This is a genomic window from Metabacillus sp. RB-C-LZQ-3-1 (genome assembly GCF_058315175.1).
The window spans coordinates 442,339-460,310 of the sequence record NZ_JBZFLI010000002.1; the positions used below are offsets into that span (position 1 = coordinate 442,339).

General features: G+C 35.7%; 20 protein-coding genes, 1 other RNA gene and 1 pseudogene. 6 read left to right on the top strand and 16 right to left on the bottom strand.

All coding sequences use genetic code 11. The features are described from left to right. Positions 1-150: 150 nt before the first annotated feature. Positions 151-306: a hypothetical protein gene (locus tag AC4GZ8_RS05640; protein ID WP_491080816.1), complete on the bottom strand. Its 156-nt coding sequence runs from the start codon at positions 304-306 to the stop codon at positions 151-153. A 152-nt stretch (positions 307-458) separates the two neighbouring features. Here AC4GZ8_RS05640 and AC4GZ8_RS05645 point away from each other — a divergent pair, with 152 nt between their 5' ends. Further along, positions 459-914, top strand: a complete 456-nt coding sequence (locus tag AC4GZ8_RS05645; protein ID WP_491080818.1) for a helix-turn-helix domain-containing protein — start codon at positions 459-461, stop codon at positions 912-914. A 59-nt stretch (positions 915-973) separates the two neighbouring features. Further along, complete coding sequence (locus tag AC4GZ8_RS05650; RefSeq protein WP_491080819.1) at positions 974-1,312, top strand: hypothetical protein; 339 nt, start codon at positions 974-976, stop codon at positions 1,310-1,312. 81 nt (positions 1,313-1,393) lie between these two features. Here the strand turns inward: AC4GZ8_RS05650 and AC4GZ8_RS05655 are convergent, their stop codons facing one another. The 4 genes from AC4GZ8_RS05655 to AC4GZ8_RS05670 form a co-directional block, all read right to left on the bottom strand. Next, a complete protein-coding gene (locus AC4GZ8_RS05655) occupies positions 1,394-2,239 on the bottom strand; it encodes a DUF8832 domain-containing protein (protein WP_491080820.1) in 846 nt (281 codons plus the stop codon). An 18-nt stretch (positions 2,240-2,257) separates the two neighbouring features. After that, on the bottom strand, positions 2,258-4,675 hold the full coding sequence (locus AC4GZ8_RS05660) for a heavy metal translocating P-type ATPase (RefSeq protein ID WP_491080821.1): 2,418 nt from the start codon (positions 4,673-4,675) through the stop codon (positions 2,258-2,260). 101 nt (positions 4,676-4,776) lie between these two features. Continuing rightward, entirely contained in the window at positions 4,777-4,983 is a 207-nt protein-coding gene (gene copZ / locus AC4GZ8_RS05665) for a copper chaperone CopZ (RefSeq protein WP_491080822.1), read from the bottom strand. 12 nt (positions 4,984-4,995) lie between these two features. Then, positions 4,996-5,328 (bottom strand): metal-sensitive transcriptional regulator, encoded by a 333-nt coding sequence (locus AC4GZ8_RS05670; RefSeq protein ID WP_491080823.1) that lies wholly within the window; start codon positions 5,326-5,328, stop codon positions 4,996-4,998. A gap of 208 nt (positions 5,329-5,536) precedes the next feature. Between AC4GZ8_RS05670 and AC4GZ8_RS05675 the strand changes: the two genes are divergently transcribed. Further along, positions 5,537-6,001: a hypothetical protein gene (locus AC4GZ8_RS05675; protein WP_491080824.1), complete on the top strand. Its 465-nt coding sequence runs from the start codon at positions 5,537-5,539 to the stop codon at positions 5,999-6,001. A 242-nt stretch (positions 6,002-6,243) separates the two neighbouring features. On the opposite strand, the gene ffs is transcribed toward AC4GZ8_RS05675, so the two are convergent. Together ffs and AC4GZ8_RS05685 are read right to left on the bottom strand one after the other, a co-directional pair. Then, positions 6,244-6,509, bottom strand: an RNA gene (gene ffs, locus AC4GZ8_RS05680) — signal recognition particle sRNA large type. Positions 6,510-6,652: 143 nt separating this feature from the next. Continuing rightward, positions 6,653-7,237, bottom strand: a pseudogene (locus AC4GZ8_RS05685) (DUF6434 domain-containing protein). Between the two features lie 354 nt (positions 7,238-7,591). Between AC4GZ8_RS05685 and AC4GZ8_RS05690 the strand changes: the two are divergent. Continuing rightward, positions 7,592-8,746: an endo-1,4-beta-xylanase gene (locus AC4GZ8_RS05690; protein WP_491080825.1), complete on the top strand. Its 1,155-nt coding sequence runs from the start codon at positions 7,592-7,594 to the stop codon at positions 8,744-8,746. Between the two features lie 44 nt (positions 8,747-8,790). Here the strand turns inward: AC4GZ8_RS05690 and AC4GZ8_RS05695 are convergent, their stop codons facing one another. Further along, complete coding sequence (locus tag AC4GZ8_RS05695; RefSeq protein ID WP_491080826.1) at positions 8,791-9,750, bottom strand: aldolase catalytic domain-containing protein; 960 nt, start codon at positions 9,748-9,750, stop codon at positions 8,791-8,793. A 257-nt stretch (positions 9,751-10,007) separates the two neighbouring features. Here AC4GZ8_RS05695 and AC4GZ8_RS05700 point away from each other — a divergent pair, with 257 nt between their 5' ends. Next, entirely contained in the window at positions 10,008-10,337 is a 330-nt protein-coding gene (locus AC4GZ8_RS05700) for an MGMT family protein (protein ID WP_491080827.1), read from the top strand. 169 nt (positions 10,338-10,506) lie between these two features. Continuing rightward, entirely contained in the window at positions 10,507-10,860 is a 354-nt protein-coding gene (locus AC4GZ8_RS05705; protein WP_491080828.1) for a hypothetical protein, read from the top strand. Between the two features lie 51 nt (positions 10,861-10,911). Here AC4GZ8_RS05705 and AC4GZ8_RS05710 read toward each other — a convergent pair whose 3' ends face one another. The 8 genes from AC4GZ8_RS05710 to AC4GZ8_RS05745 all read right to left on the bottom strand — a co-directional run bounded on the left by AC4GZ8_RS05710 (position 10,912) and on the right by AC4GZ8_RS05745 (position 17,929). Continuing rightward, positions 10,912-11,736 carry an aldo/keto reductase gene (locus tag AC4GZ8_RS05710; protein WP_491080829.1) on the bottom strand — a complete coding sequence of 275 codons (825 nt, stop codon included), beginning with the start codon at positions 11,734-11,736 and terminating at the stop codon, positions 10,912-10,914. Between the two features lie 157 nt (positions 11,737-11,893). Then, on the bottom strand, positions 11,894-13,105 hold the full coding sequence (locus AC4GZ8_RS05715; RefSeq protein ID WP_491080830.1) for a Bcr/CflA family multidrug efflux MFS transporter: 1,212 nt from the start codon (positions 13,103-13,105) through the stop codon (positions 11,894-11,896). Between the two features lie 137 nt (positions 13,106-13,242). After that, complete coding sequence (locus tag AC4GZ8_RS05720; protein ID WP_491080831.1) at positions 13,243-14,274, bottom strand: NADH:flavin oxidoreductase/NADH oxidase; 1,032 nt, start codon at positions 14,272-14,274, stop codon at positions 13,243-13,245. A gap of 143 nt (positions 14,275-14,417) precedes the next feature. Next, on the bottom strand, positions 14,418-14,852 hold the full coding sequence (locus AC4GZ8_RS05725) for a MarR family winged helix-turn-helix transcriptional regulator (RefSeq protein WP_491080832.1): 435 nt from the start codon (positions 14,850-14,852) through the stop codon (positions 14,418-14,420). Positions 14,853-14,999: 147 nt separating this feature from the next. Further along, entirely contained in the window at positions 15,000-15,758 is a 759-nt protein-coding gene (locus AC4GZ8_RS05730; protein ID WP_491080833.1) for an amino acid ABC transporter ATP-binding protein, read from the bottom strand. A gap of 14 nt (positions 15,759-15,772) precedes the next feature. Then, positions 15,773-16,468, bottom strand: a complete 696-nt coding sequence (locus AC4GZ8_RS05735) for an amino acid ABC transporter permease (RefSeq protein WP_491080834.1) — start codon at positions 16,466-16,468, stop codon at positions 15,773-15,775. Continuing rightward, positions 16,452-17,246 carry an amino acid ABC transporter substrate-binding protein gene (locus AC4GZ8_RS05740; RefSeq protein WP_491080835.1) on the bottom strand — a complete coding sequence of 265 codons (795 nt, stop codon included), beginning with the start codon at positions 17,244-17,246 and terminating at the stop codon, positions 16,452-16,454. Before AC4GZ8_RS05740 ends, AC4GZ8_RS05735 begins: the two co-directional genes overlap by 17 nt. 275 nt (positions 17,247-17,521) lie before the next feature. Further along, on the bottom strand, positions 17,522-17,929 hold the full coding sequence (locus AC4GZ8_RS05745) for a hypothetical protein (protein ID WP_491080836.1): 408 nt from the start codon (positions 17,927-17,929) through the stop codon (positions 17,522-17,524). Positions 17,930-17,972: the final 43 nt, after the last annotated feature.

The following is a 17,972-nucleotide window of genomic DNA, read 5'->3' on the forward strand; positions in this document are numbered from 1 at the left end:
TATACATTTTTCGTCAACATGTCATAAGTCATGTCCTTTTCATGTGAAATTAGACTTATTCAATTCGAACAGAAAAGGCCCAAAGAGAATTTCTCTCTGGACTTATACCTTTTTCTTAAATGGGAAACGCATTCACTATATTTTATAAACTTAGGATAGATCCTTAAATTTTTCTTTTATAAGCTTTAAAGACTCAACTAAACCTGGAAGTTTATCAAAATATTCAGCTTCATTTTTTAGTAGGATTTCATTAATTCGAGACTGTAGCAACTCCTCAATCAACTCAATGGTTTGTTGATGAATCATTGTTCACACTCCTACATGATGTTCCTGTATTATATTCTTCTCCTTTAAATATGATTCTATATTTTTCAAAAAAATTTATTTTTCACGCTACTCTCCTTCCAAAAATCCCTATATAAAGGATGAATGGATCATTTTATTTTGGAGGGAAAACCATGATGGAGCGTTTAAATTATGACACGATTAAATCATATCAGTCCTTTTCAACTATCGAAGATATGGATCAATCAGTTCGCGGATTTTTATATGTACATAAATCATCCTTATCAGAGGGCACCAAAAAAGTATTGAATTTTATTTGGAGGCATTCAGTAAAAATAATCGGGGTTTCCTTTGCGAAGTATGACACGATTGCAAACGAAGTTGAGTTAAATCGTAGAACGGTTATTCGTTGTGTTAAAACCTTGGAAAGCTTAGGCATCCTAAAAAAAATTTCAACATCTCGTATGAACCGTAAGCAAGGGGTTAATTTACTTATAATCCAACAATTTGAACAAGTAGATGATCTCTTTCTAATAATATGTCACCCCATGATGACACCCCTCTTGTCACTCCTAATAAAACAGAAAATAAACAAAGATCACTCTGTGAGAATAAAGCAATACAACTAAATAACGTAAGATTGCAGGGGGACACACCTGTTCATAGTCAAGAAAACTCCAGTGATGGTATGGAAATTGACGTAAAAAATTTGGACGCAAGTTATGTTCCAGATACAGTTCATGAGAGATTTGTTAAAGCTGCTCAACCCTTCTTCAAAGCAGCAGATATCTACCGTTTATGGAACCGTGTATTAATTGCCTATAACAAAATGGATTCTAATCGACTTATTGAAGACTTGATTGATATTGTCATTAAAGCGTTCAAGCAAAGTGTATTTATGAAAAAAATGCGTAAAATCCACAAATCTTTTGAAGGTTATTTTTACAGTGTTGCATATGGGATGTTTGTCGTGGAAAAAAGAAAAGAAAGACGTCATTTATATTACGATTTTTTAGGGGATGAATAGGCAGGGGCTTATTTTTGTCAAAAGCTCTCTATAGAAATAAAGGAGTTATTGAGTTAAAAATAACTCCTTTATTACGAATAACTAGTTTACTTCAACGACAAATGGAAAGACAGAAACTCTTCCATTTATTTGGAATTCTGCCCATATCTTATAGATACCTGATTCTGAAAACTGAGTCTCAAATACAGGGGTTTCTTCGTTCAGCGGATGAACATGTAAGTACTCTTCAGCATGTTCATCTAGAATAACCACATGTCCCATCGCACCTAGATATGGTTCTAACTTCGCTCCATGCACATCAAATGTTAAGGTTACGGGTTCATCACTCACTAATGATGTTGGTTTCAATGTGACAGTATTTCCATCAATTGTTTGAGTGAAATTCTGATCAACTTGAAGTGATGGATGTGAATGTTCTTCTGTTGAAGAGGTTCCAGCCGTAAATTTTATTGGTTGGACTTGATAGCTTAAGTTTGTTGGTTTTATATCAACAAATGCTTTGTACGGTCCATCTTTTAATTGATGATCTACTTCAAATTTCCCTGGACCTGTTTCTTCCGGGTGAAGGTGATCATATTGATCTAGATGTTCATCTACGATAATAAGATGTAAAAGCTTTTCATGATTCACCTCTAAATTTGAGACCGGATTTCCTTTAAGATCTTCAAGTGACAGCAAGACTTTGCCGTTTTCTTCCGTTACAGTTACTTGGACTTCACTATCTGAGTTTGCCTTTTCAACATGATTATGTTCGTCCTCTGTTTCCTGTGAAGAATGACTTTCCATACTATTATCAGGTTCTGTTGCAATATGTTCAGCATCATGTGTATTTGTAGATTGCTCTTCTTTAAATAACCCATAAAAGGTATAGTAGGCTATTATGACGATTGCTAAATAAATGACCGCTGAAAAAATCCACTTTTTCATAGCTTATATCTCCTTTTGTTAAAGTTTCACTCTTTGTAAACGCAAGGCATTTAAAACAACAGAGACTGAACTGAAAGCCATAGCTGCACCAGCTAACCAAGGTGCTAATAAACCGATTGCCGCAATTGGAATTCCTAGTGAATTATAGGCAAATGCCCAAAAAAGATTTTGTTTTATATTTCGAATGGTTTTTTTACTCATGAAGATTGCATCAGCTATACTATTTAAATCTCCTCTAATAAGGGTGATATCTGCAGCTTCCATTGCGATATCTGTACCTGTTCCGATGGCCATACCGATATCAGCAATCGCTAATGCCGGAGCATCATTGATTCCATCTCCAACCATGGCAACAATTTTTCCTTGTTGCTGAAGCTTTTTGACTTCCTCTGCTTTTCCCTCTGGTAACACTTCTGCCACAACCCGGTCAATTCCAGCTTCACTAGCAATTGCTTTAGCTGTACGCTCATTATCTCCCGTAATCATAACAACTTCTAATCCCATATTCTTTAATCGTTGGATTGCTCCTTTTGATGTTTCTTTTATCGTATCTGCTACTGCCAACATGCCAGCGTATTGTTCGTTAATTGAAATTAACATAGCAGTTTTTCCTGTTTCTTCAAGACTTTCCATTGTTTGAAGGTGTGTTGTTATTGTAATATTGTGTTTTTGCATTAATTTTCTCGTTCCAGCTAAGACCGTTTGACCATTGACTTTCGCTTTAATGCCATACCCTGGAATTGCTTCAAACTCCTCTACATCAAAGAGTTCAATGTTTCTTTCTTTAATCCCGGCTACTATCGCCTGTGCAAGCGGATGTTCTGATTGCCTCTCAGCTGAGCCAACTAGTTGTAAAAATCGATTTTCATCAAAACCTTCTTTTACGAAAACATCTGTTAAAACTGGTGCCCCATTCGTTACGGTCCCTGTTTTGTCTAAAAGAATGGTTGTTACACGATGGGTACGCTCTAGGTGTTCCCCACCTTTAAAAAGAATACCGAATTCTGCAGCTCTGCCTGATCCAGCCATAATCGATGTAGGTGTTGCAAGCCCTAATGCACATGGACACGCAATGACTAAGATAGCAATCATTTTTTCAAGCGCCTCTGCAAAATCACCAGGTGCTACCCAAATAAACCAAATGAAAAACGTCACAATACCAATCCCAACAACTATCGGAACAAAGATACCGGAAATTTGGTCTGCTAAGCGCTGGATTGGTGCCTTTGATCCTTGTGCTTCCTCAACAACTTTTATGATTTGTGCGAGTGCTGTATCACGCCCAACTTTTGTTGCTTTTACTTTTAATACGCCATTTTTATTAAGGGTTGCTCCAATTACAAAGTCTCCTGGTATTTTATCAATAGGTATACTTTCCCCTGTTAACATCGATTCATCTAGGGCAGAACGACCCTCGATAATTTCTCCATCAACAGGTATTTTTTCGCCAGGCTTAACAATAAAAATGTCGCCAACAAGAACCTCTTCAAGGGGGATTTCTTTTTCAACTCCATCTCGAAGGACTGTTGCTGTTTTAGCCTGTAATCCTATTAATTTTTTTATGGCTTCAGAAGAACGTCCTTTTGCACGTACTTCAAATAATTTTCCTAAAATGATTAAAGTAATAAGAACAGCACTTGTTTCATAATAAAGCTCTACCATATGTTGATTTGAACCAATTGATGCTAACGATAAATATAAACTGTAGAAATATGCAGCTGATGTTCCTAATGCAACGAGCACATCCATATTAGCACTTCTGTTTCGAAGCGCTTTATAAGCACCTACATAAAACTGTTTTCCTACAATAAATTGAACGGGTGTAGCTAGCGCTAACTGAACCCATGGATTCATAAACATTTCAGGTAAATAAATAAATGAGGTAAATCGAAAGTGACTTACCATTGCCCATAGTAAGGGGATAGATAAAATCAAAGAAAACAGAAATTTTCCTTGCTGCACTTGTAATTCCTTCGCTTTAAGGTCAGCCATATCTTCTTTCTCGTCATCTTTTAAGCTTGCTTGGTACCCTAGGTTTTCAACTTTTTTGATCATATCTGATGTGTTGATTTGTAAGGGATTATACTCAACTGTTGCACTTTCTAAAGCAAGATTTACAGATGCTTTTGATACACCCTCCAGCTTTTTTAGACCTTTTTCAATACGGGTCGCACACGCCGCACATGTCATCCCGATAAGATTTAGTTCCGCTTTTTCACTTACAACATCATAACCTAAATCATTGATTTTTCTTTTGAAATCCTCTATGTTTGTCATATTTGGATCATATTTGATTGATGTTCGTTCTAAAGCAAAGTTGACGTTTGCATTTTCAACACCTTCCACTTTTTTTAGTCCTTTTTCTATTCGAACAGCACATGCTGCACAGGTCATTCCGGTAATTGGAAGAACAGTTTCCTTTGTTTGCTTAGACATCATTTATGCCTCCTTATACCCTGCCTGGGTATATTATATTCCAGAATGAAACGTGCCAATTTTGATAGCACGTTTCATTCTCTTATTCATATCAAATACCTTTATTCTACATCATACCCTTGATCATCAATTATTTCCTTTATTTCATTTAAAGAAACAATATTTGCATCATATTCTACTTCCACTTTTCCTTCAGATAGATGAACCTTGACATTTGCAACGCCATTTTGTTTTCCTACATTTCCTTCAATTGCATTTACACAGTGGCCGCAAGACATTCCTTTTACTTCTAATGTTACTTTTTCCATTCTAAACACTCCTTATTTTTTCATTAGTCTTTGGATTGTGACAAGTAGCTCATCAACAATCTCTAAGTCACCCTCTTGAATTCTTTCTGTTACACAACTCTTCAGGTGAGCTTCTAATAATACCTTTGAAAAGCTATTTAAGGCTGATTGAACGGCTGAAATTTGTGTGATAACATCATCACAGTACGTATCTTTTTCAATAAGCCCTTTGATCCCGCGAACTTGACCTTCAACTCTATTTAACCGACTAATTAAGGCTTTTTTTAGTTTATCATTATGATGACTTTGCCTTTCAGAGTGGGTGTTACAACTATGTTCAATTTCTAATGCCTCTTCTTCAAACATCTTGATAACCTCCTCTTGAATATAATTTACCATACCCCCCTACCCTATGTAAAGTAGTTTGTTGGAATAAATTTATTATTAGTATGGACTATCTTCTAAAATAATGCTAATGATTCGCCTATAAGGTTATTGCCAAGGCATTATAAGAGTTTTACACGTATTTAGCCATCCCTTCATATAATAATTTACCTTATCAAGGGGTGGTAGAATGAACCGTTGGTTAAAAGCCGTAATTTTACTTTATCTTTCCCTGTTGTTTTTTGGTAGTTTTTTAGCTGTTGGTGCATTATGGACAGGTGTACTTGAACAAATATTTCCGTTTATATCTTCTATTGAGATCTTTCTATATTATTTTTTTGCTGGAGCGATCGGCGGCTCCTTACGACATCTTTATATGTTTTGCTCCCACTATATGAGAGGTGAGCTAACAGACTATAGAGAGTGGATTATGTATATATTTTATCCGATCTTTGCAACAGGCACGGCAGTTATAGCAGTCACCTTGATTCAAAGCGGAATCTTTTTAATTGATTTTATTGAATATAAAGACACTCCTTTGGCGCAAATCAGCATTGCCTTTTTTGTAGGTTTTGGCTTTAATCGATTTTTAAATAAATTAAATGCTTTTTCAAAAAATCTGTTTAAGCATAATAGGGTTAATGGAAATGATTAGAGACAAGAAAAATTTAAAAAGGCCATAAAAAAGTCAAAGGGTTCCGTTTTCGGATGTATTTATCAAGGGTAATGACCATTTTATCGTTCTGACATTGGTCATCAGCCTAAATGAAGACCACTTTTTTTGATTTTCAAAAGCGATTTAGTCATCGTTGTCTTAATCTAGTCCATTTTCTCCCATTCAAAAAAGATGACTCCTTATCATTTTTTTGGAGTCATCTTTTTATATCGTATGTAGAACCGTGCACCTCTTATTGATACGGTCACATAAGTGTTACTTATACAGCCAGCTCGATCAGGGCTGCCCAGCGGCACACAGACGAATTTACTTATGGCTGCTCCCTTCCAGGCCTGACCAGTTTCATAAATGTCTGTTGCGCGGACCCCGATGTTCATCACCGCTTGTATAAGGCAAACCTTACATGAACCGTGCCGCTAAGAGGGATTCAACCCCGCTAAGGCGGATTGCAGGTTACAGGGCACCGCCATCTCCCCGTCTAGCACGGTATGTAATTTCATTTTTAAATAGATACAATACGCAATGGCGTATCGTATATGAATATAATAACATGAAGAATTGGTCGTTAATACAAGAAAATAAATCCAAGTATTTAAATAAGTGTATTCATCAAATTGTCTATTACAGTGTTTATCCGGATTCAGTTGTATCCAAACGATTATATTTATTACTTCCTGGCAATCTCTTGATCTTATTCCATTCTTCGATCGCATCATTCCGTGATTTTCCTTTGTTTATAGGGTCATCAAAAAAATCTCTGATAAATTGGTTATATTCAAATTGAGGAGCAATGACTTTCTTATACGAGGGATCTTTTTTACGAATTTCTTCCTTATTCCAAGCCTCAACAACATCATAATATGTTTTACCAACGTTTTGTTTGATGAAATTCTGTATGTAGGTAGAAAAATGGAAATTAGGAATGACTGATTTAAAAAATGTCCGCACCTGTTGGCTGCAACGATGGTTTTCCGATATTACTGTATCAAGATTTAATTCTCCTGTTTCTTGAGTTTTATTTTTAGAGGTCTTCTTTCTTATAGTTTTTTTTACCTCTCCTGTTTGGAGAAACACTTCAATTCTGTCGGAAATTTCAATTTTTGAACCTTAAGGACTTATGCCATTTTCTCTACAAAATTGTTGCAGTTCTTTCTTTAACCAATAAAAATTCCTAAAGCTTCGTATACTCGTTTCTTTCATCAATTTAGGTCTCATAAAAATACCTCCTTTTTCCATTTTAGAACAAGTGTTCTTTCCTTTCAACCATAAAGATTACTTCCTAATAAATAGATCAAAAGAACTATTTCCTTTTAAAAACTCTTTTAAGGTAGAGACTGTTTTTGTGAATAATGATTCATTTTTTGTATTTTCAAAAAAATACTTAGTTTATTTAATATACAAACTATGTGTTTGTTGATATAATCAATTTCGAGTTAAGAGGAGTTGTACATAACACCGAAATGTAAACCCTTACTTCTCTCCTCTTCCTTACAAATTTGTAAAGGAGGTTAAGCTGAATAGTATTTTGTAAGCACTTTCTTACCATTCTTTATTAAAGGAGACGATACGATGTTAAAAGTTTTAAGAAAACCCATTATTTCAGGTTTAGCTTTGGCTCTTTTATTACCTGTTGGAGGAAATGCAGCATCTGCTGCTACTGAAACTAGGAGTGCTTTAGAGGTTCCTTCTATTAGTGAAAGATACGAAAATTCCTTTAAAATTGGGGCAGCTGTCGAGCCATATCAACTGGAAGGAATTAATGCAGAGGTTTTAAAACGCCATTATACTAGTATTGTTGCAGAGAATGTAATGAAGCCAGTAAATATTCAGCCTGAAGAAGGTAAATTTAATTTTACGGAAGCTGATAAAATTGTACAATTCGCAAGAGAAAATAATATGGATCTACGCTTTCATACATTGATCTGGCATAGTCAAGTTCCAGATTGGTTTTTCCTGGATAAAAAAGGAAATCCAATGGTTGAAGAAACAGATCCAAAACAAAGAGAGAAAAATAAGAAGCTCCTCTTAAAACGAGTTGAGAACCATGTAAAGACAATTGTACAACGTTATAAAGATGATGTTGATGCGTGGGATGTTGTCAATGAAGTAATTGATGATTATGCTCCAAATGAAAAAGGCTTACGTGAATCACCGTGGTATCAAATCACAGGAACAGACTATATTAAGGTCGCTTTTGAAACAGCGAGAAAATATGGCGGTGAAGATGCTAAATTATACATCAATGACTATAACACAGAAGTAGAAGGAAAAAGAGATTTATTATACGGTTTAGTGAAGGAATTATTAGACCAAGGTGTACCTATTGACGGTGTTGGTCATCAAGCACATATCCAAATCGGTTGGCCTTCCATCCAACAAATTGAAGATTCTATTAATCTATTTGCTAGTCTAGGGTTAGATAACCAAATTACTGAGCTAGATGTTAGTTTATATGGCTGGCCTCCAAGACCTGCTTACCCAACTTATGAAGAAATACCAGATTCAGAATTTGAAAGACAAGCTGTCCGTTACAATGCTCTTTTCGAACTTTATGAAAAATTAGATAACAAAATTAGCAATGTTACTTTTTGGGGAATTGCTGATAATCATACGTGGTTAAATGATCGAGCAGAACAATATAATGATGGAATTGGGAAAGACGCGCCGTTTGTGTTTGACCCAGATTATAATGTAAAACCTTCTTATGATGCAATTATAGATTAAGAAATTGAAAATCAGCTCCAGTGAGGAGCTGATTTTTTAAAAAATTATTTTGTCGCTGGAGCAACGGACGCTTCAGGAGAAGTAACCTTGTCATAGAAGTCAACAAACTTATCTCGATCCTCACTATCGCGGTATGCCATTGCAACACGAGGATGTTCATTTAATGTACCAGAGATCATGTAAGGGATTATATACCCCCACTCCCATTTTTGTCTCATGTCCAGCATATGCTTTTCGATCACACCAAGCACTGGCTTAAGCTCATAGCTTGCTTTTTGAATATGTGTAACAAGGAGCTCTGTATGGCAATTTCCTGCAGCTCGACCCATTCCATAAACCGATGAATCAAGGAAGCTAACACCATTACGCATCGCAGTTAATGTATTGGCAAAAGCAAGCTGCATATTATTATGTGTGTGAATGCCAAATTTCTTATTAGGAAGCATTGCTTTAAATTTCTTAACCTGGTGCTCGATATCAGAAGGATCTAAACTTCCAAACGAATCAACAATATACACAACATCTACAGGACTTTCCTTAACCATATCAAATGCCTCAATTAATTGATTTTCTGGGACACTAGATAAGGCCATGATGTTAAGTGCTGTTTCATAACCAAGGTCATGGAACATTTTAACAAGCTCTAGTCCCTTGTCCACCTCACGGATATAACATGCTACACGGATCATATCTAACACACTTTGTTCACGTGGTAACACATCGTCTGGATCAACACGACCAATATCAACAAGAGCAGATAGCTTGGTGGTCTTTTTCTCTGGAATGACTTCTTTTAAGAACTGGTCATCTAGAAATCTCCAAGGATTTGGTTCAGTAGCCTTTAAAAGCTTAGGTGAATTTTTGTAGCCAATTTCCATATATTCAACACCAGCCTCATTTAGGCCGTGATATAAGTCTTGAACAAATTCCACGCTAAAATCCCAGTTATTCACTAACCCGCCATCACGAATGGTACAGTCAATTATGTTCGTGCGATTTTCCATAGTCATCATTTCCTCCTGAATTATGTAAATATATCTTTTAAATTTGCCATAACGAATTGGAAGTGTCAACAGATTTTGTAAAAGTATTAGGAATTATGAAAAAATTTATGTAATTTTTTTGTTGAAATTTATTTTTGGAAAATTACTATGGTAATATATGTTATAATTTGATACTACACTATGAAAAATATACAATAGAAAAAATGATTGATGAAAATCTTTTAAAGTTTACTACTAAATAGAGGTGTAATGTAAGCATGCGTCCATTTACAGAAAGAGCTATTGATATTATTCAGCAAATACCAAAAGGCCATGTTATGACATATGGACAAATTGCCCGTTTAGCTGGAAGCCCAAGAGGAGCCAGACAAGTTGTTCGGATTCTTCACTCTATGAGTTCAAAATATCAGCTCCCTTGGCACAGAGTCGTTAATTCTAAAGGTGAAATTGGTTTTAAAGACGCCCCCTCCTTTTTATTACAAAAGAAATGTCTAGAGGATGAAGGGATAAAATGGATAGAACATGGTCGAATAGATTTAAGTAGATTTCAATATCATCCATTAATATTGAATGAAGAGGATTGGTAAAGGCAATAAAAAATCATTTTGGTTTACATAATATTGTTATTGTTTATCTTGAACGTCCGTTCCCCCTTCACTTGGGTTTACTGCTGATACCCTATTATTCTATAAAATAATGACGATTGTTGGATGATAATGGTAAAATTAGATGAGACTATGGAGGTGTTGAAACAAAGTGAAATATGCATTAGATTTTATTTTAGCTATTGTCCTTACAGCTATCTCATATGACTTAGGCAGTTTAATCATTGGTAATGGGATTGCCATTTGGCAGGCACTTTTGATTGGATTTTCAGTTGTTTCCCTTGGCGCTATCACAGAAACTGTTGGAGCACCAATATGGTTAATTGTTTTCGTTCCCTTTCCGGTTGGTATGATTTTATTCTATTTATTTTTAGATGCTTCAGTTGGACAATGGTTTCTTACCTATTTGACGACACTTACGATCTACACAGTGATTCATATCGTGATGAGCTATTTTTTCTATTTTCACTCTTTAATCCCTGCATGGAAATTATCTAAAAAATAGGTACATAAAAAGACTGCCCTTTATTGTAAAGGCAGTCTTTAAAATTTCTATTTATCTTACATTCATCTCATTTGGATGTGGACCTTTACGACGGTCACGGTTAAGCTTATTAATTGCGCTCATATCATCTGCAGTAAGTTCAAAGTCAAATACTTTGAAGTTCTCTTCAATTCTTGAAGGAGTTACAGATTTTGGGATAACGATAGTGTTGTTTTGTAAATGCCAACGTAAAATCACTTGAGCTGTCGTTTTGTTATGTTTTGCTGCGATGCTCTTAATGACTTCATCTTGTAATGCCTCTCCACCTTGATCCAGCGGGCTCCATGCTTCTACGAAAATATTATGTTTCGCACAGAACTCTTTTAATTCATTTTGTGCTAGGTATGGATGACACTCAATTTGGTTTAGAACAGGTACAACTTCACACTCATTTAATAAACGCTCAAGATGTTCAATTTCAAAATTACATACACCAATTGCTTTTACTTTTCCATCTTTGTATAGTTTTTCTAATGCTTTATATGTATCAACATATTGATCATACTCTGGAGTTGGCCAGTGAATAAGGTAAAGATCAACATAATCAAGACCTAATCTTTCTAAACTTGCATCAAATGCTTTTAATGTATTTTCATAACCTTGATCTGTATTCCAAACCTTGGTAGTAATAAATAGCTCTTCACGTGGAACAGATGCTTCCTTGATTGCTTTTCCAACACCGACTTCATTTTGGTAGATCATTGCAGTATCGATAGAAGTGTAACCAACTTCAATGGCTTTTGCAACTGCTGCAGTTGCTTGATCATCCTCAACTTGCCATACACCAAAACCAAGCTGTGGCATTTTTAACCCGTTGTTTAATGTAACAAAATTCATTCTACACACTCTCCTTTTTAAAAGTCCATGTTTCATTTTTTACTATACTAGAATTCCAATTAAAAGAAAAAGAATACGCATTCAGACTGGCAAGAAACGCTCATTTTCTTCTGAAGTCCTGCTAAAGCGCCAGCTATCAGTCTGAATGGTTAACTTATTATTTAGCAGTTTGAACGGTAATCGATGTTTTTCGGACCAAGCCATAATATGATAGAAATGCCAGAAAGCTTGCTGCAAAGATAACAACACCCATTGGAATGGCATTATATTCTCCTGCAATCCCTACTAGAGGTGCAGTTAAAGACCCTAACACAAACGGCAGTAACCCTAATAAAGCCGAGGCACTCCCAGCAATATGACCTTGAGTTTCCATCGCTAAAGCGAAGGAAGTAGTCGAAATAATTCCGATGGAAGCGACTAAAAAGAAGATCGGAATTGCAACTAAAATAAGCGGTGCTTTAAAAAGCAGAGCAATAAGTAAAAGTGCACCTGCTGAATTTGAAAGAATCAATCCAAACTTCAGAAATGATTTCTCAGAAATAAAATCGGTTAACCTACCTACTAACTGAGTACCAATAATTAATGCAACACCATTTACTCCAAATAACAAACTAAAAACTTGTGGTGACACGCCATAGATATTTTGATAGACAAACGGGATACCAGATACATAGGCAAAAATCCCTGCAATAATAAATCCTTGTGTAAGTGCATATCCTGTAAATTGCCGGTCTTTTAATAGAGAACCAAAGTTCCGGACTACTTGTTTAAAATTGCTAGGCACACGGTTTTCTTCCGGCAAGGTTTCTTCTAACTTAAATGAGGCTGTTAGAAATAAGATTAACCCCACACAAGCTAACACAACAAAAACCCCTGACCAATTTGTAAACGCGAGGATTCCACCACCAACAATCGGCGCTACGATCGGACCTAAATTCCCGACCAGCATAAGTAATGAGAAAAACTTCGTTAACTCTTTACCACTATATACATCTCGAACAACTGCTCTTGAAATAACAAGTCCGCCAGCTGCTGCAAAACCTTGGATAAAGCGTGCTGCAATAAAGGTATAAATATTTGGAGCATACGAACAAGTTAAAGAAGCTAATAAATATAAAATAAGAAAAATAAGCAATGGCTTACGTCGTCCTTGAACATCACTCATTGGACCAATGATCAATTGACCTAACCCGAGACCTAAAAGACAGGTAGTTAAACTGATTTGTACTAATGATGCTTGAGTTTGATAATCTTCTACAATAGTAGGAAAAGATGGTAAGTACATATCAATTGTAAAAGGTCCTAAAAGTCCAAGTGATCCTAAAAGCAATGCAAGCTGAATTCGTTTTTTTCCGGATAATTGATTCAAGATTTTCTCGCCTTTCTATAAATAAAAGTAATGGTTATGAAAAAGATATCGATTGGAGCATTAAAAGTTGAAGTATCAGAAAATCAACTTTTAATACCCCTACCTAACATATTCTTCTAACCGGTTAACTTTTCCTTCTATATTCTTGGAAAGCCAGGAATATATTGTTTTGGCAACTCGATTTCTTTTTGTAATGTTGTTGAAGCTTCTAATGTCCAGTAAGGATTTCTTAGCATTCCGCGGCCAACAGCGACAAGATCAGCTTCTTCATTACCAATAACAGAGTTTGCTAATGAAGGTTCATCTAATCTTCCAACGGCAATGACAGGAACATTTAATGCCTCTTTTATCGTTCTAGCCATTGGTACTTGGTATGCAACATGTGTACCTGGTCTTCCTGCTGCAGCAATTGGACCTTCCCCGCCAGCACTGACATGGAACATATCAACTCCTGCTTTTTGGTATACACGTGAAAATTCGATGCTCTCGTTTAAACCATATCCACCTTCAACATATTCTCTAGCAGAGATTCTCATGATTAGCGGCATTCCTTCTGGCATTTCACCTTTTGCTGCTTCAATGACCTCTCTGCCAAACTTTGTTAAATCTTGGCCGTATTCATCTGTTCGTTTATTCGTATAAGCTGAATGGAACTGATGGATTAAATATCCGTGTGCTCCATGAAGCTCAATCGTATCAACTCCTGCTTGAACAGCACGGCGAACAGCGAGGCGGAATTTTTCAACCATTCCCTTCACTTCTTCTGTTGTCAGCTCTCTAGGTGTTTTTGATTGCTCATCGAAAGCGATGGCAGATGGAGCAACCGGTACTTGCGCATCTTCAGCTTTTCGACCAGCATGTGCAATCTGAATCCCAACCTTAGCACCGTACTGATGACAAGCATCTACAATACGCTTAAGTGCTGGGATTTGTTCATCTGACCACAAGCCTAAGTCAAAGTCAGTAATACGGCCGTCCGGTTCAACATCCGTCATTTCAATAATAATTAGGCCTGCTCCACCAATAGCACGACTGACATAGTGCAGATAATGCCAATCAGTTGCAATCCCGTCTTTGTTTGTGACCGAATATTGACACATTGGCGGCATGACAACACGATTTTTTAATGATAAATCTTTCATTTCGTATGGACTGAATAAATGTTTCAACACGAAAACTCCTTTTCTAGAAAAAATGTATGTGCATGCATACAAAATTAGCACATGAGAAAATATTCCGTCAAGCGAAATGAACTTAACGAAAATGAAGGAAGAATGTTATCTGATCATGTTCTAAGGTAACATTCATTCCATTACTGAATAAATTGGGAGAGCAGTGTTTTTAATTCTCCTTGTATATCTTCATCTGCAAAGGAATTTCCTAACGTTTGATTCACTGTTTTTACAGCTTTTTCTAATTTTTCTTCTCCAGCTTCAGTAAGGGCTGTGAAGATTGCCCGGCGATCATCAACACAAACATGTCTTCTTAGTGTTCCACAGCCTTTTGCTTCAAATCGACTCACTAATCGTGACATCGCACTTTGGCTTAGTCCGACCATGTTTTGCAGCTGTTGCAATTTCAATTTTTTATTTGGAGCTTGAGAAAGAAATAACAATACATAAAATTCCTTTAATGTTAATTGATGAGTTTCTTGAAGAATACTTTCTAATTTATTTTCTACTCGCATTTGTATATTTGTGAGTGACAACCAATTCGAGATTAATTGATTGGTTTCATTTGATTTCATTTGCAACCACCTTTATCCTAGGCCATGTTTATTCATAGTTTTTCTTTTAATACTATCAAGTAACTATTTTAATAGTCAAATGTCACTATATGATAATAAGACCTAGAATTGATGATAAGGATGATGAAAACAATCCTTATCACATCATTACAATCCAATGGAAGGGTTTAAAATCCTTTGTAAAAATCTTTTTGTTCTTTCTTCTTTAGGTGACTTAAGGACATCTTCAGGTGTACCTTGCTCAACGATATACCCGCCATCCATAAACAACACCTTATCTGATACGTCACTGGCAAATTGAATTTCGTGAGTTACGATAATCATTGTCCAATTTTCCTTGGCTAAGTCTTTCATTACAGTCAAAACTTCTCCAATTAATTCAGGATCTAATGCTGATGTTGGTTCATCAAAAAGCATTAATTCAGGCTTTAATGCCAGTGCCCTTGCAATCCCTACTCGTTGCTGTTGTCCTCCTGATAATTGATGGGGATAAAAATTCAATTTATCCTTTAGCCCTACTTTTTCGAGGAGAATTTCAGCTTCTTTTCTTGCTTCATTCTTCTTTCTTTTTTGTACGTAAACAGGACCTTCCATCACATTTTCTAACGCAGTTTTATGTGGGAAAAGGTGATAGGCTTGAAACACCATACCTGATCTTCTACTAAATTGAATTAAATCTCGTTTATTGATATTCTTTGCAAAATTTAATGTAAGTCCATCATCAAACGTAAAAATACCTCGATCAGGATGCTCTAACCCGTTAAAACAACGAAGTAGAGTCGTTTTTCCTGAGCCAGAAGGACCAATAATGGATAGCACTTCACCTTTTTGAATGTCAACATTCACATCTTTTAGCACTTCATTATTTCCGAATGATTTAGCTAATCCTTTGATTGATAAATACATTCTCCTCACCTCCCTTATCTTGCTACATAACGATCTAAACGTTTTTCTATCATCATTTGAACAAGAGATAATAAAAAGCAAATTACCCAATAGATAAGGGCTGCTTCAACATATAAAAGCAAAAAGTCATAGGTTCTTGCTGCAATTTCTTGAGCTTTTCGAAATAATTCTGCCACTAACACCAGAGATGCAAGTGACGTATCTTTTACTAAGCTAATAAATGAGTTTGAGAGTGGCGGCACTGAAACTCTTGCTGCCTGAGGGAGGATGATTCGATAAAGTGCCTGCCATCTCGTCATTCCAATCGTATAAGCGGCCTCCCACTGTCCTTTTGGTATAGATAAGATAGAAGCTCGAATAATCTCAGATCCATATGCACCAACATTAAGAACAAATGCAATGACGGCACTGATAAAAGGGTCAAGATTTACACCTATATTCGGTAAGCCGTAAAAAATAATGAATAATTGCACAAGTAATGGTGTTCCTCGGATTGCTGATACATACACAGCTGCTGGAAATTGTAAGACGCGTGATTTCGAAATCCGCATCATTGCTGTAATTAGAGCTAAAATGATTCCGCCTGTAAAAGATATTAACGTAAGTGGGATCGTATATTGGATCGCACCCATTATCATAGGGAGAAGAGAGTTAACAAATAACTCCCATCCTCCCATATTGGCTGTTATCGTATTACTTTGTAGATACATCTTCGCCAAACCATTCTTCTGAAATTTTTGCTAAAGTTCCATCCTCTTTCATTGCTGCTAGTTGTTCGTCAACTGCTTCTACCAGCTCTTCATTTCCTTTATTAAATGTAAAAGCCATTTCAGAAACATCATCAGAATCTGCTACAATTTTAACACTTTCATCATTTTGTGCTTTCATGTAATCTAAAACAGCTAATTTATCATTTACTGTGACATCAGCCCGGCCTTGCTTAATTAATTCAATCGATTGTGCAAGTCCTTCAACACCAATTAGCTCTGCACCATTTTCTTCAGCCATTGCCCCATAATTACTTGTTAAAGACTGTGCCGATTTTTTTCCTTTTAAATCTTCAAATGAATTAATATCATTGTTATCGGCTGGTGTTACAATAACAGAAGAAGAATATGTATAAGGCGTTGAAAAGTCATAGTTCGCCAAACGATCCTCATTAATTCCAACTTGGTTTGCAATTAAATCAAAACGTTCTGAGTTTAACCCGGCAAACATTGAATCCCATTGTGTTTCCATAAATTCCACTTCAACACCCATACGTTTAGCAACCTCTTTGATGACTTCAACATCATATCCAGTTAATTCCCCTTCCTCATTGTGGAAAGTAAAGGGTGCGTACGTTCCTTCTGTTCCAACTCTAAGAACTTCCTTCTCTTTTGTATCTTGTGAATCAGTATTTTCTGCTGTATGATCCTGATTTGCTCCACAAGCGACTAATAGGAAAATGAGAGTAGTGGTTAAAAGACTCATAATTAATTTTTTCATGATGTGTCCCTCCTGGTTTCGTGTATTCATTGAGAATGACACTTATTATCTTGTTTTTTAGCAGAGTGATTCCCTTATAATGCCTCAGCATGATTCACAAATCAACTAAAAACAACTGAAAAAGAATAAGTTGAAATGTTTTGACTCTTCTTTCTTTTATACTTTCCAATTTTTAAACTCTGTACCCGAAAATTGGATACTTCTTTCTTACAGTTTGTGCAAAAAAGAAAACTTTATCTCATCAAAAAAAGAATCAGCTTTTTACTGATTCTTTTTTAAGTCAAAATCATTTCTATTTTTAACATATCTAGTTTTTTATAATAAATTTGTACGATTGAAATTCTTTCTTCTTTTTTTAAGACTTTATATGTGTTAGTACTGTTCTCCAATTGTTCTTTAAGGGTATAATTTGCTTCTGTAAATGCATCATTCATTTCAGTACCCGAAATATTTCCTAGCTTATAATGCTTAACATGAATCGTCATTTTTCTAATGATATGGCTTCCGATACTGTGTAATTGATCCATTTCAATGGCTTTTACTTTTACTAAACCTTCGATATCCTCAATATTACTGTATTCGTTTACTTCTAATCGATAGTGATTCTCCTGCTTTTCTTTTTGTTGAGGAGTAATCGTTCTTTCTTCCATTACTAACTTCGATAAGGTATGTAGAAAACCCATTTTATTCCTCTCCCTTTTATTTTCCAAGAAGCTTTTTCTATCA